Source organism: Acinetobacter sp. BSP-28, from assembly GCF_044130285.1.
In the GTDB taxonomy this organism is placed as follows: domain Bacteria; phylum Pseudomonadota; class Gammaproteobacteria; order Pseudomonadales; family Moraxellaceae; genus Acinetobacter.
In genome coordinates, this window is the sequence record NZ_JBIQOB010000003.1 from 68,344 (window position 1) to 88,074 (window position 19,731).

Annotated in this window: 17 protein-coding genes and 6 pseudogenes; 16 read left to right on the plus strand and 7 right to left on the minus strand. The window is 37.6% G+C overall.

Annotation, left to right across the window (positions count from 1 at the left end; genetic code table 11):
• Positions 1-39 precede the first annotated feature (39 nt).
• Together ACE01R_RS02875 and ACE01R_RS02880 are read left to right on the plus strand one after the other, a co-directional pair.
• Positions 40-717: a hypothetical protein gene (locus ACE01R_RS02875; RefSeq protein ID WP_395546004.1), complete on the plus strand. Its 678-nt coding sequence runs from the start codon at positions 40-42 to the stop codon at positions 715-717.
• Between the two features lie 293 nt (positions 718-1,010).
• Positions 1,011-2,885 (plus strand): hypothetical protein, encoded by a 1,875-nt coding sequence (locus ACE01R_RS02880; protein WP_395546005.1) that lies wholly within the window; start codon positions 1,011-1,013, stop codon positions 2,883-2,885.
• An 86-nt stretch (positions 2,886-2,971) separates the two neighbouring features.
• Here ACE01R_RS02880 and ACE01R_RS02885 read toward each other — a convergent pair whose 3' ends face one another.
• The 4 genes from ACE01R_RS02885 to ACE01R_RS02900 all read right to left on the minus strand — a co-directional run bounded on the left by ACE01R_RS02885 (position 2,972) and on the right by ACE01R_RS02900 (position 6,803).
• Complete coding sequence (locus tag ACE01R_RS02885; protein ID WP_395546006.1) at positions 2,972-3,628, minus strand: hypothetical protein; 657 nt, start codon at positions 3,626-3,628, stop codon at positions 2,972-2,974.
• Position 3,629: 1 nt separating this feature from the next.
• Positions 3,630-5,063 (minus strand): AAA family ATPase, encoded by a 1,434-nt coding sequence (locus ACE01R_RS02890; protein ID WP_395546007.1) that lies wholly within the window; start codon positions 5,061-5,063, stop codon positions 3,630-3,632.
• Positions 5,064-5,232: 169 nt separating this feature from the next.
• Positions 5,233-5,964: a Fic family protein gene (locus ACE01R_RS02895; RefSeq protein WP_395546008.1), complete on the minus strand. Its 732-nt coding sequence runs from the start codon at positions 5,962-5,964 to the stop codon at positions 5,233-5,235.
• Positions 5,965-6,125: 161 nt separating this feature from the next.
• On the minus strand, positions 6,126-6,803 hold the full coding sequence (locus ACE01R_RS02900; RefSeq protein ID WP_395546009.1) for a cupin domain-containing protein: 678 nt from the start codon (positions 6,801-6,803) through the stop codon (positions 6,126-6,128).
• Between the two features lie 87 nt (positions 6,804-6,890).
• Here ACE01R_RS02900 and ACE01R_RS02905 point away from each other — a divergent pair.
• The 7 genes and pseudogenes from ACE01R_RS02905 to ACE01R_RS02935 form a co-directional block, all read left to right on the plus strand.
• Positions 6,891-7,130 (plus strand): annotated as a pseudogene (locus ACE01R_RS02905) (Fic family protein); the annotation flags it as partial.
• A gap of 300 nt (positions 7,131-7,430) precedes the next feature.
• Positions 7,431-7,749: pseudogene (locus tag ACE01R_RS02910) on the plus strand (type II toxin-antitoxin system RelE/ParE family toxin).
• Entirely contained in the window at positions 7,742-8,014 is a 273-nt protein-coding gene (gene nadS, locus ACE01R_RS02915) for a NadS family protein (RefSeq protein ID WP_004641921.1), read from the plus strand. Before ACE01R_RS02910 ends, nadS begins: the two are co-directional and overlap by 8 nt.
• Before the next feature lie 69 nt (positions 8,015-8,083).
• Positions 8,084-8,293: pseudogene (locus ACE01R_RS02920) on the plus strand (IS982 family transposase); the annotation flags it as partial.
• A 502-nt stretch (positions 8,294-8,795) separates the two neighbouring features.
• Positions 8,796-9,359, plus strand: coding sequence for an integrase arm-type DNA-binding domain-containing protein (locus tag ACE01R_RS02925; RefSeq protein WP_395546010.1), 564 nt, complete (start codon positions 8,796-8,798; stop codon positions 9,357-9,359).
• 190 nt (positions 9,360-9,549) lie between these two features.
• Positions 9,550-9,738 (plus strand): annotated as a pseudogene (locus tag ACE01R_RS02930) (AlpA family transcriptional regulator).
• Between the two features lie 188 nt (positions 9,739-9,926).
• Positions 9,927-10,037: pseudogene (locus ACE01R_RS02935) on the plus strand (IS5/IS1182 family transposase); the annotation flags it as partial.
• Positions 10,038-10,093: 56 nt separating this feature from the next.
• On the opposite strand, the gene ACE01R_RS02940 reads toward ACE01R_RS02935, so the two are convergent.
• The gene (locus tag ACE01R_RS02940) at positions 10,094-10,987 is read right to left on the minus strand and encodes a LysR substrate-binding domain-containing protein (RefSeq protein ID WP_395546011.1); all 894 of its coding nucleotides are present in this window, start codon (positions 10,985-10,987) and stop codon (positions 10,094-10,096) included.
• Between the two features lie 153 nt (positions 10,988-11,140).
• On the opposite strand from ACE01R_RS02940, the gene ACE01R_RS02945 reads away from it, so the two are divergent.
• From ACE01R_RS02945 to ACE01R_RS02965, 5 genes are all read left to right on the plus strand, one after another.
• Entirely contained in the window at positions 11,141-12,178 is a 1,038-nt protein-coding gene (locus tag ACE01R_RS02945; protein ID WP_395546202.1) for a cupin domain-containing protein, read from the plus strand.
• Positions 12,179-12,205: 27 nt separating this feature from the next.
• Positions 12,206-13,426 (plus strand): 3-hydroxybenzoate 6-monooxygenase, encoded by a 1,221-nt coding sequence (locus ACE01R_RS02950; RefSeq protein ID WP_395546012.1) that lies wholly within the window; start codon positions 12,206-12,208, stop codon positions 13,424-13,426.
• On the plus strand, positions 13,423-14,061 hold the full coding sequence (maiA, locus tag ACE01R_RS02955) for a maleylacetoacetate isomerase (RefSeq protein WP_395546013.1): 639 nt from the start codon (positions 13,423-13,425) through the stop codon (positions 14,059-14,061). Before ACE01R_RS02950 ends, maiA begins: the two co-directional genes overlap by 4 nt.
• A gap of 36 nt (positions 14,062-14,097) precedes the next feature.
• On the plus strand, positions 14,098-14,799 hold the full coding sequence (locus ACE01R_RS02960) for a fumarylacetoacetate hydrolase family protein (protein WP_395546014.1): 702 nt from the start codon (positions 14,098-14,100) through the stop codon (positions 14,797-14,799).
• 119 nt (positions 14,800-14,918) lie between these two features.
• The gene (locus tag ACE01R_RS02965; protein WP_395546015.1) at positions 14,919-16,268 is read left to right on the plus strand and encodes an MFS transporter; all 1,350 of its coding nucleotides are present in this window, start codon (positions 14,919-14,921) and stop codon (positions 16,266-16,268) included.
• A 7-nt stretch (positions 16,269-16,275) separates the two neighbouring features.
• Here ACE01R_RS02965 and ACE01R_RS02970 read toward each other — a convergent pair whose 3' ends face one another.
• Entirely contained in the window at positions 16,276-16,698 is a 423-nt protein-coding gene (locus ACE01R_RS02970) for an IS3 family transposase (RefSeq protein WP_395546016.1), read from the minus strand.
• Between the two features lie 147 nt (positions 16,699-16,845).
• On the opposite strand from ACE01R_RS02970, the gene ACE01R_RS02975 reads away from it, so the two are divergent.
• On the plus strand, positions 16,846-19,041 hold the full coding sequence (locus ACE01R_RS02975) for a TonB-dependent receptor (protein WP_395546017.1): 2,196 nt from the start codon (positions 16,846-16,848) through the stop codon (positions 19,039-19,041).
• Between the two features lie 319 nt (positions 19,042-19,360).
• Here ACE01R_RS02975 and ACE01R_RS02980 read toward each other — a convergent pair.
• Positions 19,361-19,471: pseudogene (locus tag ACE01R_RS02980) on the minus strand (IS1595 family transposase); the annotation flags it as partial.
• On the opposite strand from ACE01R_RS02980, the gene ACE01R_RS02985 reads away from it, so the two are divergent.
• Positions 19,461-19,634 carry a hypothetical protein gene (locus tag ACE01R_RS02985; RefSeq protein ID WP_395546018.1) on the plus strand — a complete coding sequence of 58 codons (174 nt, stop codon included), beginning with the start codon at positions 19,461-19,463 and terminating at the stop codon, positions 19,632-19,634. The pseudogene ACE01R_RS02980 and the gene ACE01R_RS02985 overlap by 11 nt on opposite strands.
• Positions 19,635-19,731: the final 97 nt, after the last annotated feature.

Below are 19,731 nucleotides of genomic sequence, written 5' to 3' on the forward strand. Positions count from 1 at the left end.
CATCCCACAGGTTTAACTAGCCATTTGGAGTAGTAATCATTGGATGTAATCTTAAAATATTTACCTCTTATCATTTTTATTTACCCAATTTTATCTTGGTTAGATAGCAGAAAACGCTTTACCCATAGTGCAAAATTTTATGCAGATAGGGCGGTATCTGTTAAAAAATATGAAGAAGAAATTAAGCGAGCTGATATCACTGATTATGAAAAGAGTGCCTTTGCACAGGCAATGGTTGCCACTGAAAAACTAGGCTTTAAGGAAGTGAATATTCTTAAGCTAAAATCCCCTAATAACTTTTTTTCAATGGTCAATAAGATAAAAAAAATTAGACACAAGATAAAAGTTAAAAAATTTGGGCAGGAAGATGTATTCGTTTCAATCGATAGATCTCAGGCATTAAAATTTAAACCAATAATTTATTTCCTTTTATACGTATCATCAGTACCAATTTTTATATCAAATACTCTCTTAACTTTGTTGTTTAAATATTTAGGATGGAACTTGTTTTTTGTCGATGAAAATACATATATTTTTTCTCAATTTGCTATCTTAATAGTTGGAATCTTAGTAGCAATTATTTCTGCTATGAAATTCATCAATCATGAAGTTTTAATGTCACTTATTAAAGAGGACGTTGTTATGGCAAAAGAAGAATTCGAAAGAGTTGATGATGCTGAAGAGCATTCACAAGATAATTTGATCGAGCTTGGGTAAATCTGGGTTAAAGAACATGGATGTTCTTTAATAGTTACAATAGTTTCAATTGCTAGTTCAACTTCCACCACCTCAAATAATCATTCAAACATTATTGACAAAATAATATATTTTTCATATGCTTTTGCTAGGCATAGTTTCAGCCTGCGGTTAAGATTTCATACTATCTTAAACAAAGAAACCTTCTCTCTGCTGTTCTAGCAAAGACTACATCCGTTATCGAGTCAGTATGCTTCTGAATTTATATTCAGTTGTTAGGTTCATATTACTTAAAATTTAACGGATGATTTGTCGTGTCACAAAAACAATCTAGAAATTTATCAAAACTTAAACCTCTTGCATTTATGCCATTGGACAATTTTCACATTGTACCTATCTTTGGGGTAGAGCCGGATCTAATCAAATTGTCAGCAAAAAAAATTGCAGCGGATCGTGAAGATATTAAACGAAGCACAGTTTTAAATGCTTTAGCAAATAAACTAGGTTTTAAAAGAGGTTTTTCAGGTTATTTAGATGCTTATGAAAATGAATTACTACCATTCATGAATGAACATCAATTATTTAAATATCAAGATTTAATAACCCCAAGATTGCCTGGGTTTGGGGCTACAAATAATTTTAAACATAAAAGACAAGATATTTCAGAAAGAATTTTTTATAGTGATCATTTAATTCCAGAAAAAATTTTTACTGGATACAATTTTGATTATGATCAATACTTTTTTGACGGAATCCTGACCTTATCTCTTGATATAGATTGTGAAAAGTATGGATTAAAAAATCTCTATGAAATACAAGATTCTAGTAACGTAGATCGTGCTTTAATTGATCCTGATCTGGATGTTGTTATTAATAATGGTGAAAACACGACTAGAAAGTTGATAGATGTTGTAATTGGTAGTGAGGTAATCTGCATTTGTGCAGGATTTAATTTACTTGGTGATCAATTAGTAAAACCAAGAAAAGCAGATTCTGTCTTCGAATTGTATTATTCGGATATGAGTTTAAAAGAGAAAGAGTTATTTCACTATAATAAAAAAATGGAGTTATTCGTTAAGCGTATTAATGAGCTGAATATTGGTTGGGTAGAAGTCATTCCATTTAATAATAATCTTGTATTTTTAAAGAGTGAAAATGGGGCATATGATTTTATTTTTAAAGATCAACGTGACCAAGAGTTTAAGCATCAACTTTATTTACCATATTTGAAAAGAGCTGATATACCTAAATTTGATGATGAGTATCATTTTAAACGCTGGTTCTACTTTGAGTTTAAGGGGAATAGAAAACTACAATGTCACTTGGTAGAAACTCAACATTATTTGTCTGGTGGAACAATTGGAAATTATCCTGGTATCGATGAACTACTCAAGAAATCATTGTATAGAGAATACAACAACACATTAACTGATTTGAGAACTTCTATTGAATTAAATGGATTCCATCGAGTTGAACTAAAAAATGGTAAAAATTTATTGATATCCGATCTTATAACTATTTCAGATTTTCGTGATTTCTTAGAGGAAAATCCTCAATATGTTAAAGGGAGAGTTGATTTAACAAAGCCACAGGGAATGTTAGATAACTTGGATAGTGTGAATGAAGATAACGATGTTAATTTGCCAGTTTCATTAACTTGGTATGATGTTATGGCATTTATCAGTTGGTTTAATAGAAAACATAAAGTTGAAACTCGGTTAGTGGCCTTGGATGAGTACTTGGAAATCTCACCATTTAAACAAGCAGTAGATATATATGCAGGTTGGACAAAGGACTCAATAACAGGACCATTAATTAAAATTAATTCGGATGGCGGTTTTTCAAGAAGATATGCTAAAGAGGAACCAGTTTATACTTACAATCTTGCTTTCTATGATAAGGGTGGAGAAAAAATTGTAGGTCATCCACCTTACATGGAAGAACGGAATTTTCAGGAGTTATTACTGAAATACGAGTCCATAGAATACACTGTAAAGCATAACTTAAAATTCATGAAATCAACTGTTTTTGGAGAGTGGTTATTAGAAAAGACTTGTATTAGATCAGACACACTGACAAGTTTTTATGGTGATAACTATGTTTTGCGTAGTCAGCCTCCTTTACATTCATCTGGTAAATATAAAGGAATGAAAATAGGCTTTAGACTCTGTTGTGAATTGCATAATTAACTTGAGTATGAGTAAGGGGTATTCCCTTACTCATACATTCATATATTAATTTCAATCTAGTCTTACACTCCTCTTCAAAAGAGAAGTCAGAGCTTGTTTCCATCAACCCATGTTTTCAAAGCATTAATAATGACAGGAGCAAAAGGAGTTAGTCTGCCATTAGGGGCATCCTTAAGCTCTTCAATCAGTAACTTTAAAAGTTCATCATCTTCAATATCAACTGGATCATCAGGATCGATACTTTGAGTAAAAAGAAAACCTGCAATCGCTTGTCTGCGCATATCTACTAATTTCTGATTCTGCTGTAAAGAATCTCCTAATTTGAGTACCTTTACAGTTTGTATAGCATCAGGTGTGACAGCATTAATTGTTCCACTTAGATTGAATTTAAATTCATTTTCACAGCGTTCAGATAATGGTGTGATGGCTATTTCATCGTTATCCTTCGCATCATCACAACATCCATTGGTGGTGCAACTTGCGACAATATTATTCATATCCAAGCTGTATTGTGGATGTTTTTGACGTGGTTTTACGTGCTCATTCATACAGTCGTGATCTTTTTCACCAATAGCACGACAGCAATAAGCACATAAATAGGACTGTTCTTCCAAGCAATGTTGTCGAATAGCTAGGCGTATCTGTTTCGGATCATCCTTCAGGTCATCATAACGATGAGTTGGGTGATGCCTTTTATACTCGCGGAGTTTTTCGGGTTCTGTTGTTTTGATAATGTGTTGCAATTTATAGACCCTGCTTAATCACGAGAGATCTTTTTTTGAGCATTGCAATGAGACGCATAACGTCTAGCTGATTTTCGCCAACAGTTGACTTTAAATCATTTATCAATTGTTGGGCTTTATCAAGATTGTTATTCTGAATTGCATCCATTGCTTGGGTAATCTGTTCAGTAACAACAGAATTACGATAACTTGTATCCATGTATTGCAACAAAACGGTATTTGCATCTTGTCCATACAGTGATGGTAGTGCAGTAATCTTTTGATCTTCTAGATCGTAAACTAGAATATCTTGAACATCGGAGATCACTAAAGGTGAATGAGTTGTTAGAATAAATTGGCAATTAGGAAAGGTAGTTTGTAATCGATGAATAATTGTGCGTTGCCATTGAGGATGCAAGTGCATGTCAATTTCATCGATTAGGATTATACCTTTGCCATGTAATGGATTTTCGAGATTTGGATTCATCATGGCAAGGCGTCGAGCAATATCGCCAACCAAGGCCATCAATGATTTTTCACCTTGTGACAATTGGGTAACGTTTAACGGCTTACCATTTTTATCTACAGACATATGTAGACGTGGTTTACGTTTAACACGCAAATTACTAAACTCAGGAATAAAAGCATAGATAGCATTGCGTACAGCTTGGAGCTGAGCATCAGTAGCTAATTCTGCTTTATTGTCTTTGAATTTTATAGAGTTTATTAATGAGGTTAATTTATTCTGTAAACTAATTGTTTCAGATTTATTTTTAGTAAATTCTCGTTTAGTTAATGACTCCAGAACTTCTAATTCTTGGGCTAAAATTTTATTAATATTAGAAGCTTGATTGCTTATAAACTCATTCTCAACATCTTCTCTTTCTCGAAACCATTCAAAGAATCTTCGAAAGTCGACAGCATTATTCAAAGCATTATCATAGCCATCAATTTGTAAAAATTGGTGCTTTTCTCGAATCTTTAATGGAATTTCGATGACACTACGTTCAACTGGATAAAAAGCGATGAGAGGTAAGTTACTTTTTTCATCGTCAGTTAAAGATTGTTTGTAGCGATTTGTTAATTGAGTTAATTCAGTCAAATTAGATGTTAAATCTGTTTTTCTAGCGGAACGACTTCTCACAATACGCCAATTATAAAATTGTAATTGGTGCTGTGGATTCGTGTTTTGCACACAAATTTCAATACTTGCGGAGTTAGCACCATTTGAAATAACGTGCTCAGGAATAGGAGTACCATTTGATTTGTCACTTTTTAAACGTGCAACAAACCAAGTCAATGCAGTAGTGGCAGATTTTAAAAGTGAAGTTTTACCACTACCATTATTACCGATGAATACAGTGATATTTGATGATACTTGTTGAGTAGGTGCTAAAGACACGCTCAGGTCTTGGAATTGCCCAATATTTTTAAGACGAAAGCTTTGTATCTGCATACATACCCACTTTTAAATAGATGCTTTAAAAACAACATAATATATCAAGTCAGTGACTATAAAAAGTCGAGTAATTTTTTTGAATTTATTGAGTTTGTTCTACCAATAATTCTAGATGCAATTGTGGCAATCTAGTGCTAGCGATCAAGATACTGCTCAAGTTAGTCTTCTAAATTCCTAATACAACTTGATACGGTTTAAATCCCTCTAGTATAGCTTCAGCAACCAACTGGATAAAAGCTTCAGTTTTTCCATAAGCCATCCATTGATCCAAGGCCTCATAATAAGCCAATCGATTTTCAACTGTAATAACACAGGGTGGATAACCCGCTTTAAGTAATTCTAAATTCATTAAAAGACGTGATGTACGACCATTGCCATCAATAAACGGATGAATACCTACAAAATCCGCATGTACTTTAGCAGCACGTTCAATTGGATGAAGCTTATGTGCTTCCGATTTGTACCAATCAACGAGCTGAGCCATCTTGTCATTCAACAATGTATAGTCAGGAGGAGTAGTCGTAGCACCTGAAATCAATACGTTTTGCTGGCGATAACGTCCTGCATTGTCATCATCAATATTTTTTAGAATGAGTTGATGGATATTTCGAATCTGCCATTCAGAAAAAGGCTCTTCTTTGCGAATAATGTCTTCAACATAATAGATAGCATTTCTATGGTTGATCGCTTCGAAATGTTCTCGTAATGCTTTGCCACCAACAGTTATACCTTCTAACACGACTTTTGTTTCTAGCAATGTAAGTGTATTACCTTCAATCGCATTCGAGTGATAGGTCCAGCGGACAATAAGGTCTTCTTGTAAATTTTTGACGATTGACGGAGAAAGAGGGCGATGCTGATCTAATTTGTTCTTTAAATCATCAATAGTTTCAAACATTACCTTATCCCTGAATTTGTCTTAGTCGATCATACATGAAAAAAGAAACACCATAAATGTAATGATATATCATTGCATTTTATATTGATTTTAAAAAGCGCTAAGTGGGCCGCTCCAAGTATTCTAGACATGAGGCAGCCATTTTGAAGACACATTATGGTTTATTTCACCCATACATCGATTGCATGTTGTAGATGACCAGTTTTGACATAAAGCGTTACGCCTGATGGACCTGCCTGAAATTTAGCAGCACTATGGATGGGAAGACGGACCCACGAACCTGCTGGATATATTTCAGTGCCGCAAAATAATTGACCGTTGATAATGAGCAATTCAATCCCTTGTTCTAATTTCTCTACGAAAATTTGATCAGGTTTTAGCTTTTCTAAATAGGTCTGCTCATGTTCCGATTGAAATAACGGGCATATCATCCGATGTTCGCTAAGCTTCCAATTCGCTGGATCATTGGTATTAATCCGGGTGGGTTCTCTCTCATGTTCAGTCATTTGCATCAGTTTCACAAAGATTAAACAACCTGCTTTGCTGGAAACCCGATGAGTTGAATGATGCGGGTTACGTAAATACCAGCCTGCCGGATAATCATCTTCAGTATTCTCGGTAAAAATGCCTGACAAGATGAGGACTTCTTCACCCAAAGGATGTTGATGTTCAGGAAAGGCAGATTCTGGTGCGTATTTCACCAGACTCGTTGCACGTGCTTTTTCATCGCCAATACGATCAAGCATCATTCTATCGACTTCACCTCCTGGAGATTTCACCCAATGGTAATCCTCTGGTTTGATGATGACGGGTTGTGAGAAGTCGGCATGAATAAGCATAATGCTGTCCTGTAGTGAAGAAACCTAGGTATTTTAACGAGAATGCATAGGTTTATTTTAAAAGAAATAGCGATGAGTTAGCTCACAGTTATTGATGCGGTGGTGCAATATCGTCAGGGTGGTGTAATGTCAGGGGATCGAGTTGTACATATGGCTCCACCTGCAAATCAAGTCCACCGTTTAATGGGAGAATTATTGCAGTGGTTGGCTGAAGGCAATGAGCACCCATTAATTCAGAGTTCAGTATTTCATTATGAGTTTATTCACCCATTTGCTGATAGCAATGCGTGTATGGGACGTTTATGGCAAACTTTAATTTTGAGTCGATAGAATCCTATTTTTCTCAATATCCCTGTAGAAAGTTTGATTTATCAAACATCTTGAGACTTATCCATCAGTTTGAGCATAAAAAAGCCTATGATTTGATCTGATAACACTAAAAACTGATTCAAATTAATCATAAAATTATAGTTATTTTGATTTTAAAGAAAAAAACCTTATCCGCGATTCGGATTAATTAAAAGTTAGAGAGAAGTAGGCACTTTTATAATTTAAAAATTTAAATCTGTCGTTTTTTAAATTTTGGAATGTTATACTTTTTTATACGCCAATGACGTATATTAATTCATGCTATTTATTGAAACTAGTATTTTTACTAAGCAAATCAAAGATCTTGTAACTGATGAAGAATATCGTCAGCTCCAGCAAGATCTCTTGGTACAGCCTGATAAGGGGGACTTGGTAAAAATGGTGGTGGAATTCGTAAAGTACGTTGTGCTCAGGGCAATAAGGGGAAAAGTGGCGGTATCCGTGTGATCTATTATTGGGTCACAGAAGATGATCAGATTTTTTCCTGGTGGCTTATCCAAAGTCTGTGAAAGATAATCTGACAGACAAAGAAACCTCGATCCTGCGTCAATTAGTGAAGGAGCAATTTCATGGATAACAACTTATTTGATGACCTGGTTGCTTCAATTAAAGAAGCTGGTGCCATCAAACGTAATGAGATAAAGGCCAGTCGAGTCACAGAGCTTGAATTGCCAGATATTAAAGAAGTACGAGAGAAAACAGGCTTAACCCAGGCTGAATTTGCTGCACGTTTGCATATCAGCGCGAGAACCCTGCAAAACTGGGAACAAGGCCGTCGCTATCCGACTGGTCCTGCAGCGACTTTAATTCGTATTCTAGATGCTCATCCAACTTTAATTTAAGAAGTTTAGATAATAAAAAACCCTGGCATCCTGCCGAGGTTTTTCGTATGGGTTCGCTCGGTATAGACTATACAGCTCTGTACATCAGATGAATATCACCTAAGGCAACGCAATAAAATAGAAACATTATTCAGCTTATTGAAAGGTCAATATCATTTGGTAACGAGTAAAGCACCTAGTACTCATGGATTTCTCAGCGGAATTTATGCTTCGTTATGTGCATATCAATTAATCCATCGAAATAAGCCAACAATTCAAATTATGGAATCATCGGCTTAAGCAGGATTCGGGTTAAGTATAATGTTCTGCTATAATGCCGTACGCCATTTCAAATTCTGAATTCGGATTGGAACAAGATTTTAAAGTGATTCAATGCACTAAATCTGATCTGGGTCAAAATTGGGTCAATAAATTTCAAATTAGCAATTTGAAAAAAGTGAATAGTATTTATACGGTATTTATTACGGTATCTACTGTTTTTGAATGATTTTTTATTATTAAAAATCAATAATATACTTATTCATTCTTATGCGCGCTGAGCGCACCATTTTCCCTTCCTTTGAAATCCAAAATCATCCTAAATCATTGATAATAAAATATTTTTAAATTTAATATTGTTCTATGATGTCCAATGGTATCCTAAATCCACCATAATTTTAACGGTGCTTTTTGCGGTACATGTTAATTCACTCTAAAAATATACCGTTAAAAATGGCTAAAACTATTCTACCGCTTACTGATACGAAGATAAAATCAGTAATATCACAACAAAAAAAAGGTATTGGAAAAGAGCATTAAAGTTTCTGATGGAGATGGTCTTTATCTTTTATTGGATAAAAAAGGTGGTACATATTGGCGATTTGATTATGTACGTCCAATTTCTAAAAAAAGATCAACGATAGCCTTGGGAGTTTATCCTGAAGTCACTCTTGCAGATGCAAGAGTGAAGCGAGCAGAGTTTAGGAAATTAATTTCGCAAAATATTGACCCTAGTGAAATAAAAATTAAGGAAAAGGAACAAGCCTTATTTGCTGCCGATAATACCTTTAAATTTATTGCTGAAGAGTTCAGAAAAACTGAAGAACTTGAATCAAGCACGCAAAAACGAAATGCTTTTGTTTGGGAGAAACTTTATTTATCGATTGGAAAGTATCCAATCAGTGAAATTACTGCAGCACAAATTTTAGATGCTTGTAGACTTTATGAAAAACAAGGTAAAACTGACTCTGCTCGACGTATGCGTAGCAAAGATTTGCAGGTTTTCCATTATACAATTGCCTTAGGGTTATGGTCTTACAGGTCTATGGTAATTCGTAGTTTGAGGTGGATATCGAGAATGGCATGAATGTCGTCGAGGAATTGTATAAAGAACAGGATAGGTGTCAGCCAACAGAGGGGGAACAAAGTGTTTAATATCAAGCAAGGATTGCAAGGATCAGTAACAATTTTGAACTGAATTGAATTGGGTAAAACCTTACAGAAATCCCGTATCTAATGAGCGAGTTGCTAGTCACCATGAGATCGGAGTACGCATCATGAATGTATTTTTAGGTCAAACTTTCCAAATTAACCAACTGATTAACATTAAAAAAATCATTCAATTCACTGGTGTTGGTTGTTCAATTATTTATGAAATTATGGATGAAAATTAACCTTATCATGTTCCTAGTTTCTCAAATAAGGTGAAGATTACGCAGAATCGTGGTGTCGGTTGGTCAGCTTAGGAAATCAATCAGTGGATTGAAAATAAGTTAGTTAGTCGAGAATAAGCGGGAAACTTCGATTCCCTTATTTTTAGTTTGGGAGTGATTATACATTCTTTGAAGATTTGAACTAATCCGTCTAAGTGTCCGTAAAACCCTTCAAGATTAGCTTGAATCCAACGTTCTTGAAATTCATTTTGAGACCAATCAAGCTGAGTGCAAGGCACTTTGAGAGTCAGGTCCATGAAATTCATGCGAGTATAGCCATGATAAATAGATGCGCTGAATTAGACAGACCTCATACTCGGATTGTCACTTAATTTTGACTGATTTAGAGTAATTTTAACTTCTAAATGTTTATGCAAAAAAGCCGTATTTAGTCAGAAAAAAGCTCATGACAGGCTTTTCGTAACCATTGATTGCTTGGTGATTGATGGACACGAGCATGCCAATGTTGTTTTACGCTATACGTTGGGAAAGTATAGGGTGGCTCTAATACTTTTAATCCGCCTCTAGCTAAAATAAGCTGAGCTAAATAATGCGGAATAGTGGCTATAGCATCGGTATCTTGGACGACAAGCCCCACCCCTAAATAGCTTGGTAAACGGACAAGAATATTGCGATTAACTCCAAGTTTTTGAAGCTCGTGTTCGAGTATGTAATGACCGCCTGTAGCGAAAATATCGACATGTAATTCTTGGCGGAACTCTTGATCAGAAAGAGTAGTTCCCGAGAGTCTAGGATGGTCTTTACTCGCTATGCAAATATACCTCTGCTGGAATAATGTTTGTTGATAAAATCCAGCTTCTAATTGGGGTAAAAAGCCAATTGCTAAATCAATGTCCCCATTTGACATCATAAGAGGGGTACTGGTATCAATCGGTACGATTTCTAGGCGAATATTAGGAGCATTCTCTCTTAAGTAATTCAATAGTCTTGGCAATAATACTAAATGACTAATATCCGTCATGCTTATTTTAAATTGATAATTTGATGTTTTAGGGGCAAAAGCAAGATTGTAATTTTGAACGAGTTTCAACCTATTAAGAATTTCTACGACGAATGGATATATTTGTTTCGATAATTCCGTAGGCTGCATTTTATTCTCAATCCGTACAAAGAGTTGATCATTAAAATGTGCCCGCATTTTATTTAAGGCAATGCTAAGGGTAGGCTGTCCAATTTCTAACTGCTCGGCAGCCTTAGACACACTGTTATGTTTATATATTTCAAGAAAAATTTGTAAAAGCCGAGTATCTAAATTCAACATCCTACAATCCTTGTATTGATATTTTCAATACAGCCTATTGTTTTTTGTGCATAGATTCAACAATTTTCCATTGCTACATTGATGATCAAGGAATGATAGGCCCTAAAAGTACAGATGATGGATGTACGAATGCGCCATAAAAGAGGATCTGCAATGGAACAGTTAGCAACATTGGATGACTTGCCAAAACGTTATCTCGGTGAACTTGAAGAATCAAATTTAGTGCCTTTATGGCCAAGCTTACGTAATGTGTTACCACCACATAAACCAATGCCACAAACAATTGCAACCGCATGGTATTTTCAAAATATTAAGCCTTTACTACTTGAAGCTGGTGAGTTAACACCGATAGAAAAAGCTGAACGTCGTGTATTGGTTTTAGCCAACCCAGGACATGGCCTAGAAAATATGAAAGCTAGTTCGGTCATGTACCTTGGTATGCAGCTTTTATTACCCAAAGAGTGGGCACCATCACATCGACATACACCAAATGCAGTACGTTTAATTGTAGAAGGTGAAGGTGCCTATACGACTGTTGAAGGTCAAAAGTGCATGATGGAACATGGTGATCTAATCCTGACACCATCAGGGCTTTGGCATGAGCATGGTCACGATGGAAATGAGCCGGTGATTTGGCTAGATGTGCTGGATCTGCCATTGGTGTATTACATGGAAGCGTCTTATGTACAGCCAGGCGAAATTCAAAAAGTTACAAGTACTGGGAATGCACATCGCTATGGTGTCGGTGTAGTACCAACAGCACATTTTACGCGTGAAAATCCTTCCTATCCGATCATGCGTTACTCTTGGAAAGAGACTAAAAAAGTTCTCCATGCACTTGCTGAAGATGAGCATCATCAAGCGCCAGTGCAGGTAACTTATATCAATCCTGAAACTGGAAGGGACTGTCAAAATATTATCGGTTACTCAGCATTAATGCTGCGTCCAAATGAAACTTTACAATTGCAACCACGTTCGACAGCACAGATTTTCCATGTCATTGATGGCCAGCTACAGGTCAAAATCGATCAGAAAAATTTTAACCTGGTCAAAGCAGATACCGCGTGCGCACCTTGTTTTTCACATATTGATTTAATAAATACATCTGATCTACCTTGCTATTTGTTTATAGCAGATGAAGCGCCATTGCAACGTAAATTGGGATTGTATTCAGTTCGTGAACGTCACTGATCAGCATATTTTATAAGGATATAAGTCATGTCAAATACACAACAACCTATTCTAATCGCTGGTGGCGGTATCGGCGGCTTTGCAGCTGCACTGGCAATGGCGAAGCAAGGCTTTAAAGTACAAGTTTTTGAACAGGCGCCAGAAATAGGTGAGATTGGGGCCGGTATTCAATTAGGCCCAAATGCCTTTCATGCTTTTGATGCTTTAGGCATTGGTGAAATTGCCCGCAGTAAGGCGGTATATACCGATTACATGGTCATGCACGATGCGATTGATGAATATCTGATAGGGAAAATCCCAACTGATGAAAAATTCCGTGAACGTTTTGGCAATCCATATGCAGTGATTCACCGCGCCGATATTCATGGTTCGCTGGTTGAAGGGGCAAAAAAATACGGTAATCTGGAAATTATTACCAACTGCCAGATTAAGAAAGTCGAGCAGGATGATGCAGGGGTAACGATTACTGATCAGGATGGTAAACAATACCGCGGACAGGCTCTGATTGGTGCAGATGGTGTGAAATCAGTTGTACGTGAAACTTTTGTTGGCGATCCAGCATTGGTTACAGGGCATGTTGTATATCGTGCAGTTGTGCCAGAAAGTGAATTTCCAGAAGATTTGAAATGGAATGCAGCCAGTATTTGGGTTGGCCCTAATTGCCATCTAGTACATTATCCGCTTCGTGGCGGTAAGGAATATAACGTCGTGGTTACATTCCATAGCCGTGAACAAGAGGAGTGGGGCGTAACAGACGGTTCTAAAGAAGAAGTCCTGTCTTACTTTCAAGGCATTTGTCCAAAAGCTCGCCAGTTAATTGAATTACCGAAAAGCTGGCGTCGCTGGGCAACAGCAGACCGTGAACCGATTGATACCTGGACTTTTGGCCGTGTAACCTTGCTGGGTGATGCAGCGCATCCAACAACACAATATATGGCTCAGGGTGCATGTATGGCGATGGAGGATGCGGTGACTTTGGGTGAGGCGTTGCGCGTCAATAATAATGATATTGCAAAAGCTTTTGATATGTATCAAAAGGCTCGGGTTTCACGCACGGCGCGTATTGTTCTGTCCTCACGCGAAATGGGTAAAATTTACCATGCATCTGGCATTAAGCGCTTAGTCCGCAATGATTTATGGCGCGGACGTTCTGCAGAGCGTTTCTATGACGCGATGGAGTGGCTGTATGGATGGAATGTGGGAAATTGCTTAGATGCAGCAAAAAATTCCCAAGGAAGTGCAGCATGAAGCTTTATGGATTTTTCCGTAGCGGAACATCGCACCGTTTGAGAATTGCTTTGAATTTAAAGCAATTGAGTTATGAGCAAGTTGCAGTTTCACTGGCCAAAAATCAGCATCATCAAGCAGACTTTATCAAGTTGAATCCGCAAGGATTGGTGCCGGTGCTGGAAACTGAGTACGGCAACTTGACTCAAAGCCCAGCCATTATTGAATGGCTGGAAGAGCAATATCCAGAGCCAGCATTGCTGCCTAAAGATGCGTTGGGTCGTGAGAAGGTACGTGCCTTGGCTGCTTTAATTGGCTGCGATATTCATCCTTTAAACAATAAGCGAGTGTTGGAACATTTACGCCAGAACTTGGGCCTTGATGAGACACAAATTAATGCATGGTGTGCCAAGTGGATTCAGGATGGTTTTGCAGCATTAGAGCAACTTTTGCAGCAAGATCCGGCACGTGAAAAGTTTTGCTACGGCAAACAACCGACTATTGCTGATGCTTATTTGATTCCACAAGTGGTCTCGGCTGAGCGCTTTAAAGTCGACTTATCGGCTTATCCAAACATCAATGAAATTTATCAACATTGCATGACGCTTGAGGCGTTCCAAAAGGCGGCACCTGAACAGCAAGCTGATGCAACTTGATTAACAGATCAAAGTAATATGAAAAGGAAATCGACCATGTCTTTTATTTTTGAACCAATGACTACTGCGAGCCTATTTATTAATGGCTCTGAGTACAAATTTCCAGTCCGCCGTGTGTACTGTGTTGGTCGCAACTATGCTGCCCATGCGCGTGAAATGGGCTTTGATCCAGATCGTGAACCGCCTTTTTTCTTTTGTAAGCCGAATGATTTGGAATCGATTATTCCAGTGAATCAGGATGCAGTAGATATTCCTTATCCATCACAAACCAATAACTATCATTATGAAATCGAGTTAGTTGTAGCGATTGGCAAAGATGGTAAAGACATTTCTGTAGAAGATGCTGCTGATTATATTTATGGGTATGCCGTAGGCTTAGACATGACCCGACGTGATCTTCAAATGGCAATGCGCGAAAAAGGCCGTCCATGGGAAGTAGGTAAAGCATTTGATTTTTCAGCTCCAGTTGGTCCAATTCATCCAATCAGTGAAACTGGTGAAATTAACAGTGCAGATATTCATCTAACTGTTAATGGACAAACTGAGCAGCGCAGTGATGTGAGCCACCTGATTTGGAATGTGGCTGAAACCATTGCCAATTTATCGACTTTGTTTGAATTGAAAGCCGGTGACTTGATTTTCACAGGGACACCGGAGGGGGTTGGTGCTGTGGTGAAAGGTGATGTAATGCGTGCAGATGTTGCAGGCTTAACCGGCATCACTGTCAATGTGAAATAAGTCAATAGACTGATTTAACCAAACAGGCGCTCAACTCTGAATCATAAAAATAAGCAAGAGTGAGCGCCTTGTGCTAAGGATTGCATGAACACCATATCAGATGGTGTAAGGATATTATTATGTCTCAAAATAGCAAAAATATTGATGTTCAAAGCTTTATTGATAACAATAAACTCTCAGTAACACAAAAGCTGATTATGTGGCTGTGCTTTTTGATTGTCGCCATTGATGGCTTTGATACCGCTGCAGTAGGTTTTATAGCACCTGCACTAAAGACGGAATGGGCTTTACAAGCAACTGATTTAGCACCGTTATTTAGTGCAGGCCTATTTGGTTTGATGGCTGGAGCCCTGATTTTTGGGCCTTTATCAGATCGATTAGGGCGTAAACCAATTTTGATTGGCTCAGTGGTTGTTTTTGGTATAGCCAGTGTTTTTGCATCTTTCTCACCGGATTTACATTCACTGATTATTTGGCGCTTTATTACTGGATTGGGATTAGGCGGGGCTTTACCTAATGCGATTACATTAACTTCAGAATATGCACCCAGTTCACGTCGCTCAAACCTGGTAACCATGATGTTTTGCGGTTTTACCATTGGTTCAGCGTTAGGGGGAATCTTATCGGCTCAATTGCTGCCGCAAATAGGGTGGCACGGTATTTTATTGATAGGCGGTGTTCTGCCTTTAATTACAGTACCTATTCTATATTTTTTATTGCCAGAATCATTACGTTTCTTGGTTTTGAAAAATAAAAGCCGAGAAAAAATAGAAAAGATCGTCCAACGTATTGCACCGCATATTACAGTCCAGCCGAATTTGATTCCAACGGTGAATGAGGTTGAAAAATCAAGCTTTAAAGATTTATTTGTCAAAGGTTATGCCTTAGGTACGATTTTAATTTGGTGTACATTTTTCATGAGCCTCTTGATTATCTACATGATTTCAAGCTGGATGCCGACCTTATTAACCAATGAAGGATTTAATTTATCCAATGCTTCTTGGTTAACCTCAATTTTTCAGATTGGTGGAACTATTGGTGCCATTGCATTAGGGATTCTTATGGATAAATCGGATGCCACTAAAACCCTCAGCATTGCCTATGTCTTAGGCGCTATTTTCTTGGTTTGCCTTGGTTTCGGGATTGAACACGCCAATACGCTGATACTGATGCTTGGCATGTTTGGTGTCGGAATTGGGATCAGCGGTTCACAAGTGGGTGTAAATGCTTTTGCTTCTGGTTTTTATCCAACGCACTGTAGAGCAACAGGTGTGAGTTGGGCAAATGCAGTTGGTCGATCAGGTTCTGTAGTGGGGTCGCTTGTTGGTGGCTGGTTAATGTCATTAAACCTTTCGAGTTTTGAAATCATGAGTTTGCTAGCAATACCTGCTTTCTGTGCTGCTGTTTCCTTGATTTTAATCAAGCATTTGAAAAAGGAAAATACTCAAGTAGCAATCAATTTAAACTAAAACAACGCTAATTATTTTTATAAGAATCTTTCTGTGCCAATGGATGGCACAGAAAACTAATCATGGATAATTTTTTATGCTGAATTTTAAACAGCACAATCTGAGGACGACCACAGCCACAACTCTTATGCTTTTTATATCCTCGAACAGCGGCAATGCCATTGTTCTTCATGATCTTCAGCACACGATTAGGCCCGCAGCTTTCACCTAACTCTTTAAGATCCAGAGTGATGCGACGATAACCATAGATGCCATAACTGGTCTCATAAGAAGAGCGAATAAGTTGTAATAACCGCTTGTCTTCAATGGTCCTGCCTGATTCAGGTTCATGCAACCAGGCGTAATAGCCAGCACGCGCAATCTTGAGAACCCGACACATCGTTTTAATCTTAAATTGATGGCTGTATTCAAGAATAAACTGATACTTCACTCAGGCAGACTTGCAAATTACCTTGCGGCTCTCTAGCTTTACTTACTGATTAAAAAATTACATAAAATTTAAATAATACTTTTACATATTTAGTAATAATTATTATCATTTTCATTCTTAATAATATTGATTATCAAAGGAATGAAAATGCGACTATCTCAATTTAGTCTGTGTCTTCTTGCTGTGGCTATTTCTACACATCTTTATGCAGAAGAGGTAAGTCCTCCATCAACGCAACTGGATAGCTCAGATACAACTATCAAACTTGCTCCTATTGTGGTAACTGCAACCCGGACACCTAAAACTATTAGTGAGATTGCGGGAACTGTTCAAACCATCAAAGGTGAAGAAATTGCTCAACAGGCAGGAGCTGGTCGCAAAGTCGCAGATGTTTTAGCGCAACTTGTACCTTCATTGGCACCAAGTACTGGGACGACGAGTAATTATGGTCAAACCATGCGTGGACGTAATGTACTGGTCATGATTGACGGAGTTTCACAGACAGGTTCCCGTGACGTGGCGCGTCAGCTCAATAGTATCAGTCCAAATATGATTGATCATATTGAGGTGGTTTCTGGAGCAACCAGTATCTATGGCTCAGGTGCGACTGGCGGTATTATTAATATTATTACTAAACGCGCAGATAAATCTAAACCAGCCAGCTTTCAAACAAAGTTAGGGGTAACCTCAGCTGATAATTTCCGTAGTGATAGTTTAGCCTATCAAGTGGGGCAAACCGCTTCATTTAATAATGACAAAATGGACGGTTTTTTAGGAGTAGATTATACCAGCCGAGGTTCACAGTTTGATGGTAAAGACGACCGTATCTCGTTAAGCCCTTGGCAGGGCAGCACCATGGATACCGATACCGTTGATGTAAATGGCCGTTTAAACTTTAATTTAACCGACAATCAAAGCTTAAGTTTCGGCGCACAATATTATAAAGATGAACAGGATACCGAATATGGTCCTGACTATTCTTATTTACAAACTAAAACTGAACCTTCTTATAAAGCCATTAAAGGTTGGAGCTTAGATAATCAGCCTTTTACAGAACGCTATGCTTTAAATACGCAGTACCAAAACCAGGATTTCCTTGGGCAGGTTTTGAATGTGGAAGCGTATTATCGTAATGAAAAAGCCCGTTTTGTACCTTATGGATATTCTGCTGATGGCGTTGATGTCAAACAAAGTCAGTCCGATGTAGACTATGCAGGGATTCGATCTACAGTTCAATCCGATCTGCAAGTCGCTGATCGGGATTTAAAGCTGACTTATGGCTTGGACTACGACTGGGAAAAAGACCATCAGTGGGCTGATTTTTATAAGCCAAGTAATAATGGTCTGGTATATACCCCTACAGGTGAAAAACAAGGTTCCGGACCAGATACAGAAATCCAGAATATAGGGACATTTGTACAAGGGGATTATGCATTAACGGATCGTTTGAATATCCAGGCCGGTGTACGTTATCAATATGTTCAAGCCGATACCGATAGTTACTTAACTGCACGTAAACCGATTACTTTAATGGCTGCTGATTCGACAGATTCTGATAAGTTCCTATTCAATTTAGGGGCAGTCTATGATTTAACAGACGCACAGCAAATTTATGCCAACTTCTCTCAAGGTTATAGCTATCCAGATGTACAACGTGTACTGCGTGATGTAGCAGCATATACCTTAACCACTTCTGGTATTGCACCGATGACTGTAAACAGCTATGAATTAGGCTGGCGTTTAAATCAGGACACCGGTCTAAATTTAGGTTTAACAGGTTTTTATAATGCGTCTGATAAGGTAGTACAGTTCAACTCAGATCGCTCGGTAAATGTAGTAGATACCGATCAAAGGGTTTATGGAGCAGAAGCCAATATTAGCTATCCATTTATGGAAAATTATAAGGTTGGTGGTACCTTAGCTTATACACGGGGACAATATAAAGATGCCGCAGATAATTGGCATGAACTCAATGCTTTTACAGTCTCGCCGATGAAGGGAACGCTATTTGCTGAGTGGAATAACGATGAGGGCTATGGTGTCCGTGCACAAATACAAGCGGTCAAAGGAACAGATAGAGCATATCAGGATGACCAGAAACTAAAAGCAGCAGGTATGAGTGATAGTAATAGCGCTGCAGATATTAAAGGTTATAGCACCATGGATGTATTGGCTCATTTCCCTCTGGCTAAAGGCCGGGTAGATTTTGGTATTTATAATCTATGGGACAATCAGTACAAAACAGTATTTGCTCAACAGGCTGTTGTGACCAATGCCAATTCCTTGTTAGCGATTCCCGCAGAAGGTCGGACTTTTGGTTTAAGTTATACCATTAACTATTAATTTTAAAGCAAGAAGTATCTGTAAAACTGCAGATACTTCAATTATATGTAATGAAAGAAAAAGTAAATGGACAAACAGAATTCAAAATATGGAATATCTATTAAAGAAACTTTTTACATTTGCTTAGCGGCTTATTGCTTTAGTGTATGAACCTGCTTGGCTTTGACCTGGTATTTACCTTTTTCAAAAGTAGAAAATGTGTATTTATCATCTTTTATTAGCTTTATTTAATTTTTTAATCTTTATTCTATTCATTATATAAATTCGTATTTAAATAGAATTAGTATTGGGGTTGTAGTAGATAAGATTAAATTCCAGTCTAATTTAACAGCGTTTTAAGCTGTTGTCTTGGGTTGCCATAGTTGAATCTAAACCTTGCCAAGCAGTACTTCTCATCTTTAATAAACAATGGAAAGGCTGTGGATGTTATATTCATTGATCTTGCAGATCATGCTGCAGCACCTGGACATCCAGGCAATTCGGGATCTATTGAAGTACAGGAAGTGAAAGTCTTAAGTATTCAAAAAACCGTGTTGCAGCTAAAGCAGCAGGTATCCTTTCAGCAGATGAAAATTTTGCAAAGCAATATTTAGCTTTGGGTACAGAATTCGTTGCTGTTGGTGTAGATCCCCATCTTACAGATGAAATCGATGACACAATCGCTGTCTAAATTTAAAAATGGCGTAGCAC